Below are 23370 nucleotides of genomic sequence, written 5' to 3' on the forward strand. Positions count from 1 at the left end.
GACGGCGGGCCCAGCGAGCGTCCGGGTCGGGACGGCGGGCCCAGCGAGCGTCCGGGTCGGGACGGCGGGCCCAGCGAGCGTCCGGGTCGGGATGGTACGCCCGGGGTGCGCCCGGGACGGTGCCCTATTGATACGAGACGAACCACGGCTTCGGATTCACCTGCGTGTATGTCCGCTCGGGCGTGAACATCGGGGTGTCTTCGTCAATGAAGTTCTTCCACCCCATCCATGTCTGTGGATCCAGCCCGTTCTGCAGCACCGAGTACGTCTGCTGCTTCGAGCCCGGCAGGCCGTGACCGTCGGCATGAATGACGGTGGCCAATTCGTCGTGCCCGAGGTTGAGCGCTTCCCGGTTGGTGATCATGTACGGACTGAACTGATGCAATAAGAACACCTTCTGGGGCAGGTTGTTCTTCCGCGTCAGTTTCGCGAGCCAGTCGCTGACCTGGTTCACCTCGGCAGCATCGACGGAGCCGATCTGCACCATGTGCTGCTGGCCGGGTTCCAGCCGCCATTCCGGGTCGAGTGCCAGTCCGACGTTCGGGCGTTTCAGCAACTCTTTGTACCGCTTCGCCTGCGTCAGGAAATCGGTCCTGCCCGGCTGCAGGTCGAGGACCACGTAGACCCCGGCGTCAGCCGCCGCGTCGACCCATGGCTTGAGCTCGTCGACACTGGCTTCCTTCGAGTAGTCGCCGTCCGGTCCGGCCGCGGCGCTGGCGACCGTGGCGATGATCTCGAAGGCGGGAATCACCGGCTCGTCACTGTATGGCTGGTACTGCGCTGCCAGGGATGTGGCGCGCTCGACGGCGGCATCGGCCCCTTGCTCTCCAAGTGCGCCAAGTGACGACGTCCCCGGGTGGCCGTAGAGCGCGACCATCCGGCGGCCGGGAAATACCAACTGCCCTCCGCCCGGCAATTGTGGAGCATGGCGCGCCACCTCCACCCGGTCGGTGAAGGTCGATGTGCTGCTGAAGCCCTCACCTATGGCCAGAACAGGCTTGCCGCGGTGTTTCTTGAGCAACTCAATGGTTGTCGACGATGCCCGCGGATCGGCTTTCCCGACCGGATGAATCACCGCTCCCGCCGCTTCAGCGGTGGCCAAGGCCGCCGTCGTCGCCGTGGTTTCCGCCCCGGTGGTCAGCACTACCGCTGGAGCTTCGCCGGATGCCGGTTCAAAGTCGGGAAGCTGGTCAATATTGTCCCCGCCCCGCACTACTTCAAGCGACTCCTTCGGCTGCCACCCGGCGTCGTTTCCGAACACCAGCACGGTCTGCACGCCCAGCCGCTCGAGTTCCTGGCTCATTCCGTCCCGGCCGGCCACGAGCATGGGCGCACCCAGTTCGGCAGCGGCCTTGCGGGCTTCCCGGGAAGACTTTTTGTGATTGGATGCCGGCTCTCCGGACTTCTTGTCGGGGTTCTGAGCGGGTGGCGGCGCGACGACGACGGCCACGGGACTTGAGTCGAACAGCGCCCGGCTGGTCTCGATCGCCGGACCGGGAGCGTCCTGCTGCGCCGCGACAACCTTCGGAGCGGCGCTGGTCGAGGCCAGCTGCACCGCCGGAACGCCTGATTCCGAATCCGCCTCGATGCTCTGCGCTCCCCGCCTGCCGGCACCTTCCGGGTCCATCATGCACCCGGTCAGCGCGAGCACAGCGGCGAGCCCCGACGCCATCGCCGCCCGTCGGGGGCCTGGACCAAAGGCTGCTTGCCCTCTCATCCACCCAGCCTCCGCGCAGCACGCGCACGGGTCAAGACGCCGCACCGCCGGGATCGAATGTGTCGCGCCCCGGGCCGCCAGGCACCCTCGGCGAGCCGCCGGAGACCGTCAGTGGGCCATCGAGGTCGCAAACGGTGGATGATGCAGAAGTTCGTTCCCCTCTCCCGCCCGGACCGCCAGTTCAACGGCGCCGTCCAGCGCAGTGCCGGCCGGATCCACCAGTTCGATCTCCGGCCGGGCGGCCGTCAGTTCGTCGACCAGCCCCTCCCTGAGCAGCGGCGAGGCATTGAACAGTCCGCCCGTCAGTGCCAGTCTCGGTGGCAGCCCGCCGGCGAGCGCGGCCTGCCCGGTGGAGGCCAGTTCGGCTCCGGCGTGGTGGAGAATCGAGGTGGCGACGCGGTCCCCGGCGGCGGCCAGCTCCGCAATGTCGGGCACGAACGTGGCCAGCAGCCCGGCCCGGTCGTCGCGAGTGTAGACGTCGTGGACCACCTGTTCCGGCGAACCGAACCGCGCCCGCAGCCGGTCCAGCAGGTCGGCCGACCCGCCCGGCCGCCCGTCCAAGGCACGGAACGCCGCGTCGAGCCCCGCCGCGCCAATCCAGGCTCCGGATCCGGCATCGCCCAACACATGCCCCCAGCCATCGACCCGGTTCCACACCTGGTCGAAATCGGTGCCCAGGGCCACCGCCCCGGTGCCGGCTGCCAGCACGCCGCCGGATCCCATCCCGAGCGCACCGATGTGTGAGGTGACCATGTCCGAGGCCAGCACCGTCACCCGGGCCTCCACCCGTGCGGCAAGCATCCGGTGCATGGCGCCCTTGTCCGGCAGCAACTCCAACAGCCCGGCCGAACCGAGCACCACCGATTCGATCCGTTCCACGCCGGCGTCTGCAGCGGCGCGGCCGGCGAGTTGTTCAATCTGGTCGAGCAGTGAAGCGACCTGCAGCCCGCCGTCGCCAATCCGGACGCCGGCGCCCTCCAGCACCACCGGCGTCGTCCGCGGAAGCAGGGCCACCACGGCGACCCGGCATCCGCTGCCGCCGATATCCACCCCGCACGCGCCGACAGTACCGCTGCCGGTCATCGCCCCAGCCCGTCATACATGGCCTCGATGGTCTGGCGGGTCAGCTGGATCGAGGCGCTGGCGGTGTCGAAGGTCTTCTGCGCCACCGAGACGAACAGGCAGTCGACGACGAACAATTGCCCGATGCGGCTGGACAGCGCTCCCGGCCGCAGCCCTCGTTCATGCCCGGCCGCGATCAGCAGCTGGTCGGCCCGCGTGGCCAGCGAGGACTGCTCGGACCCGGTCAGCACCACGGTGACCGCCCCGGCTCCGGCAGCCACCTCGAGCACCTGCAGCGCTTCGCGCGTCTCACCGGAATGGGAGACGACGACGGCGACATCGCCCTGCTGCAGCAGCGCCGCCTCGGTGACGGCCAGGTGAATATCCGTGGGGCAGTGGCAGATGAACCCGGCCCGGGTGAGCTTCTGCTGGAAATCGTCTGCCACCAGCCCGGAGGCGGCGATGCCGAAACAGATGATCCGCCGGGCGCCTACGATGGCGTCGGCCACCGCTTCCAGCGCCTGCGGATCCAGATGTGCCGCGGTCTCACGCAGCGCCTGCTGCGTGGCGCCGGCCAGCTTGCCGACGACGACGTCGACAGGGTCGTCCTGCGACACGTTCCCGGTCAGTGCCTGCGGGCCGGGACGCCCGCCGGAGGCCGCAGCCAGCGCCAGCCGCAGCTGCGGATATCCGTCGAACCCCATGCTGCGGGCCGCTCGCACAATAGTGGCTTCGCTGACGCCTGTCACCGCCTTGATGTCCAGCACCGTGGAGCGGGTGATGACCTCGGGCTGTTCCAGCACCAGCCGGGCGACCTTCGCCGCGGCAGGCGACAACGAAGGCAGGGTGGCACGGATGCGTGCGGAGATCTTATCGGAGTCGAAGCTCGGCTGATCCTCTACCTCGTGCGTCACCTGCAGGTCCTTTCGTAGCCGGTGGTCGGTCTCGTCAGCTATCCCTTCAGGGCGCCTTCGGTCATCCCCTTGGTGATGTTCCGCTGGAAGATCGCGTAGATCACCATGATCGGAATGATCGCGATGGTCAGCCCGGCGAACAAAGCGCCCCACGCGTTGGTGTATTCAGCCTCGTTGGCCAGCAGGTCCATCGCCACGCCGAGGGTGTTCTTTTCATCCGACTGAAGGAAGATCAGCGCCATAAAGTATTCGTTCCAATACATCACCGCGTTCATAATGGAGGCGGTGATGATGCCGGTGGTGACCAGCGGGGCGACAATCTTGAACAGGATGCCGTACTGCGACATGCCGTCGATCGCGGCTGCCTCTTCGAGATCCCTCGGCACCCCGGACAGGAAACTGCACAGGATGAAAACGGTGAACGGAACCTGCGTCACGGCGTAGATCAGCGACAGCGCCAGCAGGTTGTTCAGCAGGTTCAGCTGCAGCAACAGGAAGAACAGCGGGATCCAGCCCAGCACCATCGGAATCATCATCGACGCCAGGTAGACGTTGAACAATACCTTGCTGCCACGGAACCGTATCCGCTCGATGGCGTACGCCGTCGGCAGCGAGAACAACATGCACAATGTGCACCCGAGCACGGTGACCAGCAGGCTGTTGACGAAGCTGCGTCCGATACCGTGGTCGTTCCACGCCTGGACAAAGTTGTCGAATTCGAAGGCTTCCGGCAGCGCCCATGGCGAGCGGAAGATCTCGCCATAGTCCTTGAACGACCCGAGGAACATCCAGATGATCGGGTAGATGACGATGACGGCCCACACCACCAGCGGGATACGGGACACCGTCTGCATCAGTGCTTTTCTCATATCAGAGCTCCACCCGTTCACGCCGCAGCACCAGTTGCAGCACGGCCACCGTCGCCAGCGACAGCACGAGGATCATCATGCCGATGGCGGCGCCGTAGCCGAAGTGGAATTGCTCAAAGGCTTGTTCGTAGAGGTACGAACCCATCACTTCGGTGGAGCTGCTGGGGCCGCCGCGGGTCATGATCTGCACGATAATGAAAGATCCGTTCAGCGTGGTGATGACAATGTAGATAATGGATACCCGGATTTGCGGCCAGATCATCGGCACGGTGATCCGCCAGAACTGCTGCCACTCCGTTGCACCGTCCAGGTCTGCTGCCTCATACAGGCTCTTGGGAACGCTCATGATCCCGCCCATCAGCAGCAGCATGAACAACCCGATACCGGCCCACACCGATGGCAGCACCAGGCTCGGTAACGCCCAGTTCAGGTCGCCAAGCCATGGCTGGGTCCATTCCTCCAGCCCAATGGCTTCCAATCCCGAGTTCACCAGACCGGCGTCGGGGTTGTAGATGAACTGCCACAGGATGCCGATGATGACCACGGACATGATGTTCGGGAAGAAGAAGACGATCCGGTAGAACGGTGCCTCTTTGATCCGGAACTGCGTCAGCGCCACCGCGAAATAGGTCGCCAGCACCATAATGCCGATGACCTTGGTGACCACCAGGAAGTAGTCATGCCAGATGGTCTGAGGAATGATCGGGTCGTTGAACAGCTTCTCGTAATTGGCCAGCCCGACGAATGTCTTTTCGATGCTCATCCCGGACCACTCGAAGAACGAGAGGTATAACCCGTTCACCAGCGGGTACAGGGTGATGACCGAAAAGACGAGCAGCGTGGGGCCCAAACAAAAAGCAAGGAACAGGAACCGTTGCTTTTTCGACTGGACCATCCGTGCCTTCCTTTATGGGTGGGCAGGCGGAGGACGGGCAGGGCCGCCCTCCGCCTGGTGCTGACTAGTTGCTGCTGCGGTAATCCTTGGCGATGGATGCCGCCTTATCGGTGAACTGCTCGACGGTGGTCTTGCCCAGCAGGAACTTCACCAGAGCATCCCCGATGGGCAGTTCCATCTCGGAGCTCATCGGGTGTTGCTTGTGGTGGATGGCCACATCGCCCGAGTTGATCAGTTGGTTGGCCTGCTTCAGGTAACCGGGAACATTCTTGTTCCCCGACAGGTCAACACCCTGCATATTGAGCAGCGCACCGGTCATTTCAGCAAACTGTGTGGCGTACTTCTTCTGGAAGGCGAACTCCACAAAGGCTTTGGCCGCCGCCGGGTTCTCCGCCTGGTCCGCGATCGCCAGGGAGCGCAAGTCCGGAACCAGCACCTGCTTCTCCCCTTCGGCATTCATCGGAGTAGGCATGAAGCCGTATTCGAATCCTTCCGGGGTGTCCTTGGCCATCTCGTTGGGCAGCCAGAACCCGACCGGAATGTAGGCGTTTTGGTGCTGCAGGAAGTTCGACTGCGATTGCGTATGGCTGATGCCGGCGAAGCCAGGATCAACGTAGCCGGCCTCGACCATCTTCTTGACCCGTTCCATCACCGCGATCGCGCCGTCGCTCTTCCAGGCTCCCTCTTCGCCGTCGATGATGGCGTTGAGCAACTCGTCGCCGCCTTCAGCAGCGAATGCGGGGTAGAGCACGCCCCGGGAGAAGTAGTACGGATACTGGCCGGCAGTGGTAAACGGTGCAATGTTGGCGTCCTGCTTGATCCGGCCCATGGAGTCCATCCAGGACGGGAAGTCCGTGGGAACCTCCCAGCCGTTCTCCTCGAACCAGGCCTGGTCGTACCAAGTGCCCCAGGTGTCGAAGATCAGCGGCAGACTGTAGATCTTGCCGTCGTATTCATTGGGCGGCACGATGAAGCTGTCCATCATCGGTGTGCCGTCGGGCAGCTTGACGCCCTTCATCCACTCGGTGAGGTCCATCAACTGGCCGTCGTCGACCATCTGGGTCTGGCTGATGCCCGCGCCGTCAATGTAGACAACGTCCGGCGGATTGCCGGAGATCCAGCGGGTCTGCATCTCCTTATTAATATTCGGCCCCGCATGCTGCTTCACGGTGACGTCCGGATATTCCTTCTTGAAGTCCGAGATCACCGACTTCCACCACTCGTCGCCGTAGCCGCCGACGAAGTACTGGATTTCCAAAGTGCCGGAGACTTCGCCGCCGGCGCTGCCGCCGGCGCTGCCGCCGTCGCCGCCTCCGCTGTCGCCCCCGTCAGAGCCTGAGCCGCACCCTGCCACCATGCCGAGTACTGCGATAGATGCAACCGCGGAGGTTATCCAGCGGTTTCTTGTTCCCCTCACGTTTTCCACTCCCTTGTGAAGTACCTAATGAAGATTCGTGCGAACCATCAGATGAAATTCCATTTCTCGCTTGCCCTATAGTTTGAAAAACTATTAGCACCCCGCGCGAGTGTCAAGGGTGCAGCAGGTCACGATTTCATAAGGCGGCCCGGACATATCCGTCCGCGGCGTCCAGTCGGCGTCGGGCCTCTCCAGTCGGCACTGCCGCCAGCAGTGCGACGACGGCCGTCTTCAGATGGCCGTCCGCCTCGTTCAAGGCATCGGCGGCCTGCTCGTCACTCACCCCGGTCGCCTCGGCCACAATGCGCCGCGCCCGCACCTTGAGCTTCTCGTTGCTCGCCTTCACATCAACCATGAGGTTGCCGTACGTCTTGCCGAGCCGGACCATTGAAGCCGTCGACAGCGTGTTGAGCACCAGCTTTTGCGCGGTGCCGGCCTTCATCCTGGTCGACCCGGCGACAACCTCCGGACCGGTTGGAACCTCAATCGGGACATCGACGACGGCGGATAACGCAGCGTCGCGGTTATTGGACATGCCGATGGTCGCCGCTCCGGCCGCTGAAGCATATTCCAGCGCCGCCAGTACATACGGGGTGCGCCCGGAGGCCGTAATGCCGACCACCGCGTCGTTGGCCCCGAGGTGGATGGACTGCATATCGGCGGTGCCGGCGCCTGAACTGTCCTCTGCGCCCTCCGTCGACAGGGTCATCGCCTCCGCTCCCCCGGCGATAACTGCGACGACGAGCCCATCGGGGGTGCCGAACGTCGGAATGCATTCGGCGGCGTCCACCACGCCCAATCTGCCGGGGGTGCCGGCGCCAACATAAATCAGCCTGCCGCCGCCGCGCAGCCGATCAACGATCGCGTCCACGGCGGAGCTGATGGCATCGCCTGCGGCGTCGACGGCGGCGGGCACCGTGGCGTCTTCAGCCGCGATCCGCTCCACCAGGGTGCGGGTGCCGAGCACATCGAGGTCCGCCAGATCGGCACGGGAGCGCTCGGTTTCGAGCTCGCCCAACTCCCGGCTGAGGTCTTTCATCGCCATCGATACCGCCGATATTTTGTGGGTCACTGTGGGTGCACCCTCCCGCGTCATGCACTGCACTGGAACGGGATGGCACGACAAGACATAAACACACGGCGGATCAGAGTGTCAAGGATATTCACGCATAGATGCTTAAGTGAAACTGTTTTTCATCGCCGGCGATCATGCCTGGTGCGGGAACAGAGCTCTGCGGAGGGCGGAGACCTGGGATTGCCGGAAACTCTTCGAGACGTCTTTGCGCGGAAAGACGCCGTTGAATCCGTGGAAGGCGCCCTGAACTTCTTCGATGTCGCAGGCAACTCCACTCTCCTGCAGCCGGCGCGCGTACGCGAGGTCCTCGTCGTGGAAGAGATCGAGGGTCCCGACGCCGATCCAGGCAGGAGGCAGCCCGCTCAAGTCGGACCGTCTGGCCGGCGCTGCGTAGGGTGACACGTTCGGGTTGCCCGGTTCCCCGGCGAGGTACGCGGTCCACCCCCACCTGTTGTTAGACCTCGACCACATCCGGTGCCCCCTGGTGTCCATATCGGAGCGCAGCACTGTGCGGTCGTCGAGCATCGGATAGACCAGAAGCTGGAACACGGGCGTAACCTCTGCCCGATCATGCGCGAGAAGCGCGAGGGCGGCTGCGAGACCGCCACCGGCGCTGCCGCCGCCGATTGCGATCCGGCTCGAGTCGATCCCCCGTTCGGTGGCGTGCGCGAACAGCCAGGTCAATGCCGCATAGGAGTCTTCGACCGCGGCAGGAGCCGGATGCCTGGGGGCCAGCCGGTATTCCACCGAGACGATCGTGATGCCCAAGGTCCGGGCCAGGGCAATGTTTGCCTCTTCGTCCACACCGCAGTTACCGCTCACCATCCCGCCTCCGTGCAGCCAGAGCAGCGCGGGCATCGGGCTTCGTCCGGCGCGTGGACGATACGAGCGGAGCAGCACATCGGGTGCACCCGCAGGACCCGGAACACGGATGTCCTCGACGATGAGGTCTTCGGGCGTAACGGTGCGCTTCGCTGGCAGCTTCTGCACCACCTGTGTGAGCAGCGGTCCGATCGGCAGAGGGGGAAGGAAGCGGCCGGCCTTCAGCTCAGGGTGGAATGCCGGCCGGACGGAGCGAGCGGACTTCGGGGGCGTGGAGATTGTCGTCCCTTCTTTGGGCAGGATCGCCGGCCCCGGGCGTGACCGGCTTGAACCCCGCAAGTTCGCGCTTCGGAACGTCATCCGCGTTGAACCGCGCGTACCACTGTACAACGTGCCGCCGGCTTTCCACCGTAAGCTGAATCCAGCAGATGATGGACAGGAGGGCTGCAGTGGCTCAGACGACGCTGACCGACACGACGGTGGCCGAAGTCATGGCCGAGCTCGCGGAGCTCGAGGACCCGAAGACACGCAAAGTGAACGAGAAACACGGTGACGATCACGGCGTGAACCTCAGCAAGCTGCGCGCACTTGCGAAGCGGCTGAAGACGCAGCAGGAACTCGCGCGCCGGCTCTGGGAGACGGATGACAGCGCCGCCAGGCTGCTGGCGCTGCTGATCTGCCGACCGAAGGGGTTCGAGCGTGACGAACTGGACACCATGCTGCGGCAGGCCCGCACACCCAAGGTGCACGACTGGCTGGTGAACTACGTGGTGAAGAAGAACCCGCACGCCGAAGAGCTGCGCCGGGCCTGGTCCGCCGATCCGGATCCCGTGGTCGCCAGCGCCGGGTGGGCGCTGACCACTGAACGCGTCATGAAGAAGCCCGAAGGCCTCGACCTCACTGCACTGCTCGATGTCGTCGAGGCGCAGATGAAGGATGCGCCGGAGCGCCTGCAGTGGTCGATGAACGAATGCCTGGGCCAGATCGGCATCAAGCATCCGGAGCACCGTGCCCGCGCAATCGACATCGGCGAGCGCCTGGAGGTGCTCAAGGACTACCCGACTCCTCCGGGCTGCACCTCCCCGTTCGTGCCGCTGTGGATCGGTGAGATGGTGCGCCGCGAGGACGATGGCATCTAACGAGGCGCTGGCACCTGTTGAGTTCCCGCCCATGATCGGCCACCGGCACATCATAGGATGAACACCATGACCGAAATGCCTACTGCCCTGATCACCGGCGCCTCACGTGGAATCGGCCTGGCGATCGCCGAGGAACTCTCTTCCACCCACCACCTGCTGCTGGGTGGGCGGGACAGCGAACGTCTGGTGCCTCTGGCCGGGCGCTTCCCCTCCGCCGAGCCCTTCGCCGCCGACGTCCGTGACGCGCACGCGGTCGAATCCGCCGCTGCAAGCATCAGCTCCCTGGACGTGCTGGTTCATTCGGCCGGCATCCTGAAGATGGGAACCGTTGCCGAGCTCACCGCCGAAGACTGGCAGGAAAACTTCGACGTCAACGTCTTCGCAGTGGCCCGGCTGACCCGCATCCTGTTGCCCGCGTTGCGGAACACACGCGGACAAGTAATCGCCATCAACTCCGGCTCCGGTTACAGCTCCGGCGCAGGAGGGGCGATTTACAGCGGTACGAAGTTCGCCCTGCGGGCCTTCACCGACGCCCTCCGGCAGGAGGAACGGTCCAACGGCGTGCGCGTCAGCTCCATACACCCCGGTCGGGTTGCAACCGACATGCAGCAGCAACTGCACGACTGGGAAGGCAAGGACTATAACCCCGGCGCCTGGATCCGCCCGGCACAGGTGGCCAAGGGCGTCCGGATGGCAGTCGACACCACCGAAGAGTCAGTCATCGAGTCGCTGAACATCCGACCCTCCGGAATCGATCTTGGCTGACCGCCGCCCGAGGTAGCGCCTTACCGCCGAGTCAGCGGGTTGCAACGGGCTACCTCGCCGGCAACCCCCTACCTCGGCGGCAACCCGGCACCTCCCCCGCCGTCGGACGCGTAGTTACTGGCTGTACTCAACCGCGGCCAGTCTCACGCCTCGGAAACCTGCCAGCAGCTCAGCCTGATGTTCGACGGCGGTACTCAGCCAGGGGCCGGCCGTCGCCATGGAACCAAAGTCCTCGATCCGAACGGTGAGCTTCTTTCCGGCCATCCTGGGGCGCCAGGCGCCGACGACGTCGCCCCCGGCCAGCACCGCTCCGGGCCTGCCGAGTGTAGGCCATAACGTTTTGCGCTGCGCCGCATCCGGCACCAGCAGTTCCCTGTCCCTTACCTGGAGGTAGGGATCGTACGGTCCAAGCAGACGGACAGCCGGCCGGCCATTTTCCGGATCGCTGGCCCCGCCGTCCTGTCCTGCAGCTTCCAACGCCGCCACGTCGTCGGCCAGCATCCAGCGAACCTGGCCGTCCACCTCCACTTCGACGGCGTCGTCCGGCCAGCGCGCCTTGACATCGGCCAGTGCCCCGTCGAGGAAACCGGTCACCTGCGTGGGCGTTGCCGGCCCGTTGAAATGCAGATAATTCCGGATCACGTCCACCCGTTCGGACGCCTCGGCAGGAGGCGCATCCGGCCACCCCGGAATCCGCTGCAGGACCGGCGGCGAGCTCCCCGGCTGCAGCTCCAGGCCGGCCTGTAACGCTGAGATGCGAAACGGCACCTCATACACATGCGTGGCATGACAGGGACGGCAAAATCGCTGGTACGGCTCGTCCAGGACCTCGTTCAACCGTCCGGACAGCTCGCCCTTGACGGTCGGCGATTCCACGATCTTCCGTTCCGCGGCGGCGACCTCATCGAGCGCATCCAGCGGCTCGATCCCCGCAGCCTTCAACGGCTTGACCGCATCGATGATCCGCTTGCCGGCGTCGGCGTTCGAGAAGGGGCGCACCGCGGCGGCTACCTGCGGAAGATCCTGGCGCCGATAGAGATGCGGTGCGCTGCGCAGGGTCCACGCCAGTGCCGTGTCCGGATCGTCCAAGGGCAGCTGCGGATCGGCGCCGCGGTTCACCAGCGCCCAGCGGGCACCATCGACTCCGGTGTCCTGCACCCCGGAGTCCAGGATCGGAATGTCACTGACGGCGAGGGCACCGGGTTCGCTGCGCAGTCCCTGCACCTCCCACCGGTAAGCGAGAACCTGGGAACGGCTGGCGGCTGTCATGTTCCCGTTGTACCGCCCGGCAGCCGGCATTACCAGCGCACGACGGACAACAATTGTCCTGATGGACCGGATTCAACGGGTCACAACGATCGCACTGTCCACATGTGTCATCTTGCCGGGATTGCGCACGGCGTAGAGTCCAGTCACGAGGCCGCCTTCGATCCGCACCGACACGACCGTGTCGATCCCGCCGTCGAACCTGATGATCAGCGCCGGATTGCCGTTGACTTCCACCGGCTCGAACGTCGCTTGGAGACGGACCGATTCCAATCCAATGGTCGCCAGGCGAGCCACCTTTCCGGCGCCGACGACGGGGCGCGGCATAGCCTTCTTGACCCCGCCACCATCGGCGAGCACGACGACGTCGGGTGCGAGGACATCGAGCAATCCCTGCAAGTCGCCCGTTTCGACCGCACGCTGGAACGCCCCGAACACTGCCCGGGTCTCGGCTGGAGAAACGATCTCCCGGGGCCGGCGGGCCGCAACATGGGCCTGCGCGCGGTGGGCGATCTGCCGGACCGCAGCGGCAGACTTCCCGACGGCGTCGGCCACCTCGTCGTATCCCAGATCGAACACCTCACGCAGCACGAACACCGCCCGCTCGGTCGGCTTGAGCGTCTCCAGCACCAGCAGCATCGCCATCGAGACGCTGTCAGCCAACTCGACGTCGTCGGCCACATCCGGCGTGGTCAGCAGCGGTTCGGGGAGCCAGGTGCCGACGTATGATTCCTTGCGCCGGCCCAGCGTTCGCATCAGGTTGAGGGCCTGGCGGGTGGTGATCCGGACCAGGTAGGCGCGCTGGTCCCGCACCGTGTCGAGATCGACGTCGGCCCACCGCATCCACGTTTCCTGGAGCACGTCCTCCGCGTCCGCCGCCGAGCCAAGCATCTCGTACGCCACGGTGAACAGCAGGTTGCGGTGGGCGACGAACGCCTCTGTCGCGGGATCCGGACGCCTGTCCTCGCTCATTTCCTGCTCCTGTCTCTTCGCCCCGGCTTCCATGAATTCTTCCATGTCACACGCAACCGGTCACCGGTGTCTTGTGGGCAGTCAGTTACTGACAGCCAGTTTTCCAACAAGGAGGCAGACATGAAGGTCGTAGTAATAGGCGCCGGTTACGCGGGCACGCTCGCCGCGAACCGTCTGGCCCGGAAGGTCAAATCTGCGCAGATCACGATGATCAGTCCCCGTCCCGACTTTGTGGAGCGTATACGACTGCACCAGCACATCGCAGGAACCGGAACAGCCGCGACGCCTCTGGCGTCAATGTTGCACCGCAGCATCACGGCCCGGATCGGCACCGTAGAGAAGATCGGTGACGGCACCGTGGCACTTGACGACGGCGGGAGCATCGACTTTGACTACGCGTTGCTGGCGGTGGGCAGCACGGTCACACCAATGCACCGAACCGTCCCGGTGGGCACCTGGGAAAGCGCCGAACGGGCACGGGCGGCGCTGGCTTCCCTGCCCTCCGGTGCCACGGTCACGGTGATCGGAGGTGGCCCGACCGGCATCGAGACTGCGGCCGAAGTCGCCGGCGCCCGGCCGGATCTCCGGGTTCGCCTGGTGGGAACTTCCGTTGCCGGAAGCTTCTCCGATGCGGCGCGGCAGCGGATCCGAGCCGGACTGCAACGGCTCAACGCCGAGGTTATCGACGACGACGTGACGGAGGTTTCCGCGGGCGCAGGGCAATTCGAAGGAACCGTACACCTGCAATCGGGGGCGGAGTTCACTTCGGACCTGACCCTGTGGGCTGTCGTTTCAGGCACCCCTGATCTCGCCACACGCAGCGGTCTCGAGGTCAATCCGGAAGGACGTGCCGTGGTGGACGAATTCCTGCGCAGCGTCAGCGACAACCGGATTTTCGTCATCGGCGACTGCGCCGCAGTGCCCGGGGCACGGCCCGCCTGCCAGACGGCGACTCCGCAGGCCTCGCACGCGGCCAATGCCTTGGTGCGCCTTGCCCAGGGCCGCACGCCGAAGCCGCACTCCACGCGGTACGTCGCCCGGGCCATCAGCCTCGGACGAAGGGACGCGGTAGTCCAATTCACCCGGCGCGACGACAGTGTGCGGCGGTCCTTCGCATCCGGAGCCGCCGCCGTCGTGCTCAAGGAGGTGGCATCCGGCGGCGCGAAGTGGGTTGCCCGCATCGGCCCCAACATCTGAGGCGGGCAACGACGCGGCAGGACCATGACGTGCGAGGACGCCAACAACGTGGCGTTCCATGCGCATGCCGACCGCTGCCGGCTCTTGTGCTGGTCCATACCCAACCGGCATGATCAGCTCATGAACTTCCGCCGCATTGAGTACTTCCTGGCCGTCGTCGACGCCGGCACAGTCACCGCTGCGGCAGAGCTGCTGCACATGGCACAACCCGCATTGAGCCGGCAGATCAGGACATTGGAACGCGAACTGAAGATCCCGCTGTTCGAGGCCCGCGGCAACCGGCTGGTGCTGACGGCCGCGGGCCGGGCCTATGTGCCGATGGCCCGGCGGTTGCTGGTACAGACTCAAGGAATGGCCGACGCCGTCGAGGTGCTGCGGGCGGGCCGGGTGTCCAGCCTCGTGGCGGCAGCTACGGCGGCCTCCGTTCGAAGTTTCCTGGCCCCCTTTATCGCCACTACGACGGGTGACGATCCACTGATCATCACCCGGGAAACCGGGCACTTCGAAATCAGCGATTCGCTGTTGCACGGCGCCGATTTCATCGTCTCGCCCGCCCCTCCGGAGGAAGGTCTGCACAGGGTTCCGCTGGGCAATGTCTCGCTGATGGCCCACGTCCATACCGCTCATCAATGGGCCAAGGAGCAACGCACCGAACTGCCCTTGACCGAACTCTGCGCAGCAGGGCTGATCCTTCCCTCGCATCACAGCGTGAGCCGTTACATTCTGGATAATGCGATGAGCGCGGCCGGACTATCGGCCCGGAAATTGGCCGAGTGCGACGACGGACCGACCATTTTCGCCCTCGCCGCGGCTGGTCAGGGTGTCGGTGTCAGTACCGAGCTGTCGGACTATGGCACATATTCCATACCCATTACGACGTCGGCCACGGAGCAGCAGGTGCTGCAGCTCCCCTTGCATGCGGCTTGGTTCCCGGACCACTTCGCGGCGGGCATCATCGAGGACCTGTCCCTGAGATTGCAGGAGTTCCTGACGACTCGTAGAGGAGCAAGGGTTGCTGATCAATGAGTGGACGGACTATGCCCCCAACGTCTTGTGACCGGGTCGGCGGGGAAACCCTGCGGCCTCGAGCACGGCTTCGATGTAGGCCTTCGGGGCGGCATCCGTGGCCAGGTCTCCCCAGAGCAGCAGCCGGTGGATCAGGGCGCCGGCGAGCAGGTCCTGCATGAGATCGGGATCGAGGGCGGGATCGATCTGACCGTCATCCTGGGCCTCGCGGATCTTTGCCGAGAAGGCATCGCGTCTGGGAGCGAACATCTCCACGAGATAGGTCTGCGTGATCGCGCCGCCATCCGGACCCAGCGCAACCAGCTGACGCAGAAGATCCCGGGCGAACTGATCTTCCAGCGCGGCGGCGGCGCGTTCGACGAACAGATCGAGGACCTCCTCGAGCGGTCGGTCGGCCCAATCCTCCAGTCCCGTTTCGGACTCGGCGCGGAAGGCGCGCAGAGCGGAGGCGACCAGCGCCTCACGAGTGTCCCACCGGCGGTAGATCGCGGTCCGGCTGGCCCCCGCCCGTCGTGCGACCTGGTCGAAACTCACCGCCGCCCGGCCGCCGTCGGCGAAGAGCATCAGGGCGGCGCGCTCGAGCCGGCGATCGACGTCAGTACTACGGGGTCGGCCAGCCATATCCCGATCGTCTCACACCTCTTTACCATTCCGATACAGCACTGTATCGTAAATGGGAGGGGCGACAGCCCACTATCCCGACACAAGGAGATATCCGATGCAGACCGTTTCTGACAGCACCGTCTTCATCACCGGCGGAGCCAGCGGTATAGGCCTTGGCATGGCGCGCGCCTTCGCCGCCGAGGGGGCGAAACTGGCTCTGGCCGATCTCGACGCAGATGGCCTTCGTGAGGTCAAGCGCGAGCTGGATACCGTCACCGAGGTGATCACCATGACCCTCGACGTCCGTGATCGCGATGCGATGGCGGCAGCGGCCGATCGTACAGAGCGGGAGCTCGGTCCGGTCCGCGTGCTGTGCAACAACGCCGGAGTCGGCAGCGGAATGGGCGGGATGAATCTCGAGACGATGAGCTATGCGCACTGGGACCATACGCTGGGAGTCAACCTCGGCGGCGTCGTCAACGGCGTGCAAACCTTCGTGCCACGCATGGTCGAGCGGGGCGGGCCGGCGCATGTCGTCAACACGTCTTCGGGCTCCGGGCTCGCTGTGACCGGCGGGGCCCAGTTCATGTACTGCGCCTCGAAGTACGCCGTGACCGGCCTCTCCGAGGCCATCGCCAACCTGCTGAAGCTGTACGGGATTGGTTTGACCCTGGTGAGTCCGGGTTTCGTCGACACCCGGATCGCCGAGACGACCCGCCGGCTCGACCCGGCAGAAGCTCAAGCTGAGTCGATGGATCCGGAGTACAAGGAGAAGCTGGAGCGATTCGAGGCGCTCTTCGAACCATTGGGTCAAGACCCCGACGAAGTCGGCACGATGGTGCTGGACGCCATCCACAACGACCGGCTCTACTGCCAGCCCGATCGCCTCATGGCAGAACCCATCCAGGCCCGCTGCAAAGCCCTGCTCGAAGCCATGCCCCCGGAAACCGAGCGGGATCGCAAGATGGCCGAGATGATCGAGAAAGCCCGTCAGTAGCATGCAGTGCACCAGACCGGGTTCTCGACCCCGTACCAGTGGGCGGGCCACCCAGGGCCCGGCCCTGCGGACAGCGGCGGTGCTCACGTTCGGCGGACTCATGCATTTCACCGCGCCCGACTTCTTCGACCGAATCATCCCACGGCTACTGCCCGGCAAGGCGCGGGCGTATACGCGTGCCTCCGGTGCCATGGCGCTCGGCACCGCGGCAGCGATTGTGATGCCGCGAACACGGCGGCTGGGTGGAACGCTCGCCGCGATCTTCTTCGTGGCTGTGACGCCTGCGAAGGTCCAGCTCGCGCTCAACTGGTGGCGCAGAGACCCACCTTCAGCACTCCTGAAGACCGCGGCGATCGTCCAGCTGCCCGGGCAGATCCCGCTGGTCATCGAGGCGCTGAAAGCCCGGCACGACGCACCCGAAAACACCACAGGCAACCACGCGCAGCGAGGTACGGCATGAGCGGAGCGATGCTGGTGCGCGGCGGGCTGCCGTCAATTCTCGGCCTGGGTGCCGCGCTCCCCGTCCTGCTGCTCATTCTCACCTTCACTGTTAAGGAGCCGCATTGAACCCACCTGTAGGCACGGTGACCTGCTCCCCCTGGAGTGGTCTCGATGCCTGAACTCGATGTTGAAGTCCGCGCGCTGCTAGATCGTTGGGCGGCCACGCCAGGTACGCCGGCCAGCGAGCTGACCGCGGCAGAAGTGCGCGCGGACGACCTGGCCGTGTTGGATCTGCAACGGGATCCCGGGGAACTGCACTCGGTGGCGGACGTTGACGCGACAGGTCCGGCGGGCGGCGTGCCGGTGCGGGTGTATCGGCCCCATCCAGGACCGCTGGATCCGATCTTGTTCTTCCATGGCGGTGGCTTCGTGATCGGCCGCGACGGCTTCTCCGGCGAGAAGTCGCGGTGGTACTTCGACCAGTACCTGCCGCCTGGCCTCGACCGGCGCGCGCCGGCAGTTTCACCGCTGTACGGACGCAGCCTGGAGCACCTGCCGCGCACACTCATCGTGACCGCAGAGTGTGACCCCTTACGCGACGACGGCGAACACCACGCCGAGGCTCTGCACCAGGCCGGGGTACCTGTGGAGCTACGTCGCTATCGAGGGATGATCCACGGGTTCTTCCAAATGACCGGCGCGCTCGAGAGATCCCGGCGACTGCAGCGCCAACTCGGTGACTGGATGCGCGACGCCACTGACAGGCACGGCGATCACCGTGCCGGCAGCACGCACAGCTCGTTGCCTGACGGGTCGGTGTAGATCCGCCAGGGCAGTTCGCCCCAGTCCGGATGGAGCTCGCGACCGCCGCGCTCGGCGATGCCTGCCGCGGCTCCATCGGGATCGTCGCCGCTCTCAAGCCGGATGTCGAGGTGCAGCCGGTTCTTCGTCGTACCCTTTGGCGCAGGCTCAGGACACAACTCAAGAAGCGGGCCCCGCTGTGACCGATGGCGCAGGGCCCGAGGCGATCCGGGCATCGGCGTCCAGCCGGTCAGCCAGGACCAGAACTTCGCGTCGCGGTCCGGGTCGGCGGAGTCGAGCGGAAACGCCGCGATCGGTCCGGTGTCGGTGTATGCGGCCCGGTCTTCCATCACGCAGCAGGGATTACCTTCCGGATCGGCGAGCACCACCCAGGGCACGTCCCCCTGGCCAATGTCGAGGTGCCGTGCCCCCAGCCCAAGCAGCCGGTCGACTTCGTCGTCCTGGCGGGCCCCGCCGCGAAGGTCAATGTGGAGCCGGGACCCGGTCGACGGCGGCTCGGTGACGCGCTGGAAGCACAGGTCGAGCTCCGGTCCGCCGTCAATGGCGAGCCGGGTCTCGACGATGTCCATCTCGTCGGTGAGCCGCTCACCGCCGACCACTTCCTCCCAGAACCTGCCCAGCCGTTGGGGCTCGACTGCGTCGATGATGAGATTCTCCAAATACATGAACCACACCGTAGGCCAGCCGACAACGGCATCAAAAGCATGAGTGCCGCCGGCCGAGCCGGACAACTCGGCCGGCGGCATGGCCCACACCGTGCGCTCAGTGGCCAGTCACCAGCTGACGCGGCCGTTGTCGTCGATGAAGGTTCCCGAGTCGGCGTCGGCTGGCAGGGTGGCAGCTGTAACGATGATCCTGGCAGCCTGTTCGGGGGTAAGTGGTGCCTGTTCCTTGTTAACCGGGGTCAAGTCGGTCTGGACGAACCCGGGGCAAACGGAAGTGACCTTGATGTCGGTGTCGGCCAGGGACTTCGCGAGGCTGATAGTGACGCTGTTCAGGGCGGCCTTCGAGCTCTGATAAGCGGGCACGACCATACCGTAGTAAGGCGAGTCGGGATCAGCCTGGTCGTTAAGCGACCCCATCGTGGTGGAAACATTGACGATGCGGCCGGCCGTGCTATGACGTAGCAGCGGGAGGAAAGCCTCGGTCACGGCAACCGTTCCGAACAGGTTGGTCGCGAACGTCGGTTGAAATAAGTCGGGGTTGGCGAATTGGCGTTCGGCCGCGTCGGTGGCCTCGGGGAGAATTCCCGCGTTGTTGACCAGCACGTCGATATACCCTTGGCGCTGCTCGACCTCCCTGGCGGCGGCCCGGACGCTGGAGGGGGATGTGACGTCGAGTTCGAGGGCCTGGACGTCGAGCCCTTCCCGGCGCAGCGAGTCTTCGGCACGTTCGGTGTCGGCGGACGTGCGGCCGGTGAGCAATACGCGGTTCCCGGCTTCGGCCAGGGCACGCGACGCGGCCATTCCGAGTCCGCGGGTGGCGCCGGTGACGAGTGCGGTGGACATATGTCTCCAATCTGGAAGGTGCCCGGGCACGGACTCCCGGCCCGGGGGATCGCAATGCGTTCCACTTCGCAGACGTTCGACCGGTTCCGAATGTGAGATGGCCACGGGCAAACGCTCGAAGACGCCGTTTGGGCCTGTAAACGAGCAACAATGCCGTGCGGATATGGGCCAGAGACTTAATCCGTATTAGACAGCATGGCTGCGCAGGCCAATACTGAGAGGCAAGCCCCACAATCCCGAATCAGGAGCGCACCCTTGAGTAACAGCCACGCCGGACAGGTAATAGTCGACTCGCTCGCCCTCCACGGCGTCGAACGCGTCTTCGCGGTCCCGGGCGAGAGCTACCTCGCCGTCCTGGACGGACTGCACCAGGCCGCGATCGACACCGTCGTCTGCCGGCAGGAGGGCGGCGCGGCATACATGGCCGAGGCGCACGGCAAGTTCACCGGCGAGCCGGGCGTGGCCATGGTGACCCGCGGCCCGGGCGCCGCGAACGCGTTCGTGGCCGTGCATTCGGCCTGGCAGGACGCCACTCCCATGGTGCTGTTCGTCGGGCTCATCCCGGTCAACGACCGGCAGCGTGAGTCCTTCCAGGAATTCGATCCCAATGCCTGGTTCGGCACCCAATCCAAGCGGGTCTTCGTGCTGGAGGAAGCGTCCCGGGCCTCCGAGGTCGTGGCCGAAGCCTTCTTCGCGGCCCGTTCCGGCCGGCCGGGACCCGTCGTCGTCGGCCTGCCCGAAGATGTCATCACCCAGGCGGCCGACGGCGGACTGCACCCGGTGCTGCCCGTCACCGACGGAGCCGTTTCGGCAGACCAGCTCGACCGGCTGAAGCTGGCCCTGCAGTCGGCCGAGAAGCCGATGATCTTCACCGGCGGGCCCCGCTGGACCCCGGAGTCGGCGGCCGCCATCACCCGCTTTGCCGAAACCAACGGCATCCCCGTGATCCAGGATTGGCGGGCCTCCGACCGGGTTCCGTTCCGCTCCCCGGTGAACGCAGGCTGGCTCGGCTACGGGCGCGCGGATCACGCTGCGGACATGTTCGCCGAGGCCGACGTGCTGCTGGCGATCGGGGCGCTGCCCACGGATGTACCCACCGACGGATACACCCTCCGGCAGTCGATGGAGGCCACCAATATCCTGGTCAACATCGACCCCGCACTGCGTGGACGCAGCGGAGCGGTCAGCGACCATATCCTCGCCACCCCGGGCGCCTTCGCCGACGCCATCGCAGACCTCGACCTGGGCAAGGCGCCCGAGTGGGACTCCTGGCGGGCAGCCGGCCGTGACGCGCAGGCCGCCGTCCAGACCCCGCGTGCTATCGATGAGCTGGCACCCACTGCCGCCGGCACCGCCCATATGACCGCCGTCGTCGGCGAAGTTGCGGCCAGGATGCCCGACAACGCCGTCTACACCTTCGGCGCCGGCAACCACTGCCTGTGGGCCCAGCGCTACCTGCCCACCAACGTTTTCCCCAGCCAGCTGAGCACCCGCAACGGATCCATGGGCTACAGCATCCCCGCCGCCGTCAGCACCTCACTGCAGGAACCGGAGCGGCTGGTCGTCTCTGTAGCCGGCGACGGTGAATTCCTGATGAACGGCCAGGAACTGGCGACGGCGGTACAGTACGGGGCTGCCATGCTGGTGATTGTGATGGACAACAGCCAGTACGGCACCATCCGGGCCCACCAGGAGGTGCACTTTCCCGGCCGGGTCAGCGGCACCCAGCTGGCGAACCCCGATTTCGCCGCGTATATGCAGGCCTTCGGCGGGCACGGCGAGACGGTGACCGGTGACGAACAGGCAGCCGACGCCGTCGAACGCGCCTTGAAAACGGTGACCGAACAGCGCCGTCCGGCCCTGATCCATGTTGTGACTGATCAGAAGATCGCCTTACCGTAGAGCCAGACCCAACACTTCTGAAAGTGAGATCGCCATGACGCAGTACGCCGTAACCAACCCAGCCACTGGTGAGGTGCTCAAGACCTACCCCACCGCCACGGACGAACAGATCCAGCAGGCACTGTCCAGCGCGGATTCGGCATTCGGTACGTGGAAGAACAGTTCCCGGCAGGGCCGTGTCGACCTGCTCAACCGGGTCGCCGCTATCTACGCCGAGCGCCGTGACGAACTGGCGGCCATCATCACCCGGGAAATGGGCAAGCCGGTCAAGCAGGCCGAGGGCGAGATCGACATTGTGGTCTCGATTTACCGCTACTACGCGGACAACGGCCCCACCTACTTGGCGGATGAAGAGCTGGACGTGGTCTCCGGCGGGACCGCCAAAGTCGTCAAGGAAGGCCTCGGCCCGCTGCTGGGGATCATGCCGTGGAACTTCCCGTACTACCAGGTGGCTCGGTTCGCCGCGCCTAACCTGATGAACGGCAACACCATCCTGCTCAAGCACGCTCCGCAGTGCCCTGAGTCGGCGCTGGCGATGGAGCAGATCTTCCTCGACGCCGGTGCTCCCGAGGGTGCCTACGTCAACGTCTTTGCCACCAATGAGCAGGCCGCCGACATCATCGCCGACCCGCGGGTGCAGGGCGTTTCGCTGACCGGTTCCGAGCGCGCGGGTGCCTCGGTGGCCGAGACCGCCGGGCGGAACCTGAAGAAGGTTGTACTGGAGCTCGGCGGTTCCGACCCGTTCCTGGTGCTGGACTCGGCCGATACCAAGAAGGCGGCGAAGCTGGCCATGATCGGGCGCTTCGGCAACACGGGGCAAGCCTGCAACGCCGCGAAGCGGATCATCGTGGACGAGAAGGTCTACGACGAATTCGCCGAAAATTTCACCTCGGCCGTCAAGGGCATTTCCGTAGGCGATCCGTCCGAGGGCTCCACCTTCGTGGGCCCGCTGTCCTCCGTGGCTGCACGCGACGGACTTGCCGCCCAGGTGCAGGACGCCGTCGACAAGGGGGCCACGGTGCTGGCGGGCGGTGAACCGATTGAACGCGACGGCGCCTGGTACCAGCCGACCATCCTGACCGGAGTCACCGAGGAAATGCGCGCCTACACCGAAGAGCTGTTCGGCCCCGTCGCCGTGCTGTACAAGGTGTCCGGACCGGACCATGCCGTGGAGATGGCCAACAACACTGCCTACGGGCTCAGCGCGTCGGTGCAGACCGCCGATCCCAAGCAGGCCGAGGAAATCGCCTCCCGCCTGGAGACCGGCATGGTGTTCATCAACGAACCGGCCGGCACCGCCGCCGAGCTACCTTTCGGCGGCGTGAAACGCTCCGGCATTGGCCGCGAGCTCGGCAAGTACGGCATGGACGAGTTCGTGAACAAGAAGATGGTCAAGACCGCTCCGCCGAAGAAGTAGCGTATGCGGCGCGGCGTGGCACCTCACCCGCGGGGAGGGGCCCGAGCCGTGCCGAAGTAGGGTCCGAGCCGTGCCGAAGTAGCGCCCGAGCCGCGAAATAGCCCCTTGCAACCCGCTACCTCGGCGGGGAGGGACTATTTCGCGTTCTCGGGGCCCTGCCGCATCGCGTTGCCGAGGACTTCCGCATACAGGCGAGGGGCTATCTCGGTGAACGGACGCGCTAGGGCGTGTCTCCTAAACTGATGTGGCTTTGGCGGGCAGGCTGGGAGTATGGCTTCTCGTAGTGTTCTCAGTGATGATCAGTGGTCGTTGATTCAGCCGTTGTTGCCTTCTTCTGATGGGCGGCCGGGTCGTCCGTTTGGTGATGACCGGAAGGTGGTGGAGGGCATTATTTACCGGTTTCGGTGCGGTATTGCCTGGCGGGATCTGCCAGCGGAGTTCGGACCGTGGCAGACGGTGTGGAAGCGTCATCGACGCTACAGCGGTGATGGCACGTGGGACCGCGTGCTGGGTTCGCTGCTGGGAGATGCTGACCAGCTCGGTT

General features: G+C 65.4%; 23 protein-coding genes. 10 read left to right on the forward strand and 13 right to left on the reverse strand.

Annotated elements, in window-relative coordinates:
- Nucleotides 1-124 precede the first annotated feature (124 nt).
- The 8 genes from H535_RS0120215 to H535_RS0120250 form a co-directional block, all read right to left on the reverse strand.
- A complete protein-coding gene (locus H535_RS0120215; RefSeq protein WP_026820969.1) occupies nucleotides 125-1717 on the reverse strand; it encodes a hypothetical protein in 1593 nt (530 codons plus the stop codon).
- Nucleotides 1718-1825: 108 nt separating this feature from the next.
- Nucleotides 1826-2800: an N-acetylglucosamine kinase gene (locus tag H535_RS0120220; RefSeq protein WP_026820970.1), complete on the reverse strand. Its 975-nt coding sequence runs from the start codon at nucleotides 2798-2800 to the stop codon at nucleotides 1826-1828.
- Nucleotides 2797-3693 (reverse strand): MurR/RpiR family transcriptional regulator, encoded by an 897-nt coding sequence (locus H535_RS0120225; protein WP_155838799.1) that lies wholly within the window; start codon nucleotides 3691-3693, stop codon nucleotides 2797-2799. Before H535_RS0120225 ends, H535_RS0120220 begins: the two co-directional genes overlap by 4 nt.
- Before the next feature lie 38 nt (nucleotides 3694-3731).
- Nucleotides 3732-4562, reverse strand: coding sequence for a carbohydrate ABC transporter permease (locus H535_RS0120230; RefSeq protein WP_026820972.1), 831 nt, complete (start codon nucleotides 4560-4562; stop codon nucleotides 3732-3734).
- A 1-nt stretch (nucleotide 4563) separates the two neighbouring features.
- Nucleotides 4564-5457, reverse strand: a complete 894-nt coding sequence (locus tag H535_RS0120235; RefSeq protein WP_026820973.1) for a carbohydrate ABC transporter permease — start codon at nucleotides 5455-5457, stop codon at nucleotides 4564-4566.
- A gap of 64 nt (nucleotides 5458-5521) precedes the next feature.
- On the reverse strand, nucleotides 5522-6874 hold the full coding sequence (locus H535_RS0120240) for an extracellular solute-binding protein (RefSeq protein ID WP_211236647.1): 1353 nt from the start codon (nucleotides 6872-6874) through the stop codon (nucleotides 5522-5524).
- A 136-nt stretch (nucleotides 6875-7010) separates the two neighbouring features.
- Nucleotides 7011-7946, reverse strand: a complete 936-nt coding sequence (murQ, locus tag H535_RS0120245) for an N-acetylmuramic acid 6-phosphate etherase (RefSeq protein ID WP_245580400.1) — start codon at nucleotides 7944-7946, stop codon at nucleotides 7011-7013.
- A gap of 135 nt (nucleotides 7947-8081) precedes the next feature.
- Entirely contained in the window at nucleotides 8082-8939 is an 858-nt protein-coding gene (locus tag H535_RS0120250; protein ID WP_245580401.1) for an alpha/beta hydrolase, read from the reverse strand.
- Between the two features lie 323 nt (nucleotides 8940-9262).
- Here H535_RS0120250 and H535_RS0120255 point away from each other — a divergent pair, with 323 nt between their 5' ends.
- Both H535_RS0120255 and H535_RS0120260 read left to right on the forward strand, forming a co-directional pair.
- A complete protein-coding gene (locus H535_RS0120255) occupies nucleotides 9263-9910 on the forward strand; it encodes a DNA alkylation repair protein (RefSeq protein WP_425387309.1) in 648 nt (215 codons plus the stop codon).
- 66 nt (nucleotides 9911-9976) lie between these two features.
- Nucleotides 9977-10675, forward strand: a complete 699-nt coding sequence (locus H535_RS0120260) for an SDR family oxidoreductase (RefSeq protein ID WP_026820978.1) — start codon at nucleotides 9977-9979, stop codon at nucleotides 10673-10675.
- Nucleotides 10676-10789: 114 nt separating this feature from the next.
- On the opposite strand, the gene H535_RS0120265 is transcribed toward H535_RS0120260, so the two are convergent.
- Nucleotides 10790-11944 carry a winged helix DNA-binding domain-containing protein gene (locus H535_RS0120265; protein ID WP_026820979.1) on the reverse strand — a complete coding sequence of 385 codons (1155 nt, stop codon included), beginning with the start codon at nucleotides 11942-11944 and terminating at the stop codon, nucleotides 10790-10792.
- Nucleotides 11945-12016: 72 nt separating this feature from the next.
- Complete coding sequence (locus tag H535_RS0120270; protein WP_051299604.1) at nucleotides 12017-12913, reverse strand: RNA polymerase sigma-70 factor; 897 nt, start codon at nucleotides 12911-12913, stop codon at nucleotides 12017-12019.
- Between the two features lie 120 nt (nucleotides 12914-13033).
- Between H535_RS0120270 and H535_RS0120275 the strand changes: the two genes are divergently transcribed.
- Nucleotides 13034-14110 carry an NAD(P)/FAD-dependent oxidoreductase gene (locus H535_RS0120275; RefSeq protein ID WP_026820981.1) on the forward strand — a complete coding sequence of 359 codons (1077 nt, stop codon included), beginning with the start codon at nucleotides 13034-13036 and terminating at the stop codon, nucleotides 14108-14110.
- Nucleotides 14111-14230: 120 nt separating this feature from the next.
- Nucleotides 14231-15136: a LysR family transcriptional regulator gene (locus H535_RS0120280; RefSeq protein ID WP_162144921.1), complete on the forward strand. Its 906-nt coding sequence runs from the start codon at nucleotides 14231-14233 to the stop codon at nucleotides 15134-15136.
- Between the two features lie 9 nt (nucleotides 15137-15145).
- Here H535_RS0120280 and H535_RS0120285 read toward each other — a convergent pair whose 3' ends face one another.
- On the reverse strand, nucleotides 15146-15757 hold the full coding sequence (locus H535_RS0120285) for a TetR/AcrR family transcriptional regulator (protein ID WP_035770339.1): 612 nt from the start codon (nucleotides 15755-15757) through the stop codon (nucleotides 15146-15148).
- A 97-nt stretch (nucleotides 15758-15854) separates the two neighbouring features.
- Between H535_RS0120285 and H535_RS0120290 the strand changes: the two genes are divergently transcribed.
- The 3 genes from H535_RS0120290 (at nucleotide 15855) to H535_RS0120305 (ending at nucleotide 17999) form a co-directional block, all read left to right on the forward strand.
- Nucleotides 15855-16736: an SDR family oxidoreductase gene (locus H535_RS0120290; RefSeq protein WP_026820984.1), complete on the forward strand. Its 882-nt coding sequence runs from the start codon at nucleotides 15855-15857 to the stop codon at nucleotides 16734-16736.
- A gap of 79 nt (nucleotides 16737-16815) precedes the next feature.
- A complete protein-coding gene (locus H535_RS26990) occupies nucleotides 16816-17196 on the forward strand; it encodes a DoxX family protein (RefSeq protein ID WP_211236649.1) in 381 nt (126 codons plus the stop codon).
- Between the two features lie 152 nt (nucleotides 17197-17348).
- Nucleotides 17349-17999 carry an alpha/beta hydrolase fold domain-containing protein gene (locus tag H535_RS0120305; protein WP_026820985.1) on the forward strand — a complete coding sequence of 217 codons (651 nt, stop codon included), beginning with the start codon at nucleotides 17349-17351 and terminating at the stop codon, nucleotides 17997-17999.
- On the opposite strand, the gene H535_RS0120310 is transcribed toward H535_RS0120305, so the two are convergent.
- Nucleotides 17951-18745 (reverse strand): VOC family protein, encoded by a 795-nt coding sequence (locus H535_RS0120310; RefSeq protein ID WP_342667742.1) that lies wholly within the window; start codon nucleotides 18743-18745, stop codon nucleotides 17951-17953. The two genes, H535_RS0120305 and H535_RS0120310, sit on opposite strands and share 49 nt — an antisense overlap.
- A 27-nt stretch (nucleotides 18746-18772) precedes the next feature.
- The gene (locus tag H535_RS0120315; protein WP_026820987.1) at nucleotides 18773-19507 is read right to left on the reverse strand and encodes an SDR family oxidoreductase; all 735 of its coding nucleotides are present in this window, start codon (nucleotides 19505-19507) and stop codon (nucleotides 18773-18775) included.
- A 255-nt stretch (nucleotides 19508-19762) separates the two neighbouring features.
- Between H535_RS0120315 and H535_RS0120320 the strand changes: the two genes are divergently transcribed.
- From H535_RS0120320 to H535_RS28720, 3 genes are all read left to right on the forward strand, one after another.
- Entirely contained in the window at nucleotides 19763-21409 is a 1647-nt protein-coding gene (locus H535_RS0120320) for a thiamine pyrophosphate-dependent enzyme (protein WP_026820988.1), read from the forward strand.
- A 34-nt stretch (nucleotides 21410-21443) separates the two neighbouring features.
- Complete coding sequence (locus H535_RS0120325) at nucleotides 21444-22826, forward strand: NAD-dependent succinate-semialdehyde dehydrogenase (RefSeq protein WP_026820989.1); 1383 nt, start codon at nucleotides 21444-21446, stop codon at nucleotides 22824-22826.
- 270 nt (nucleotides 22827-23096) lie between these two features.
- Nucleotides 23097-23370: transposase (locus H535_RS28720; protein ID WP_026820990.1), on the forward strand; the 274-nt coding region annotated here is incomplete at its 3' end.

Origin of the sequence: Arthrobacter castelli DSM 16402 (assembly GCF_000430705.1) — a bacterium.
In the GTDB taxonomy this organism is placed as follows: domain Bacteria; phylum Actinomycetota; class Actinomycetes; order Actinomycetales; family Micrococcaceae; genus Arthrobacter_C; species Arthrobacter_C castelli.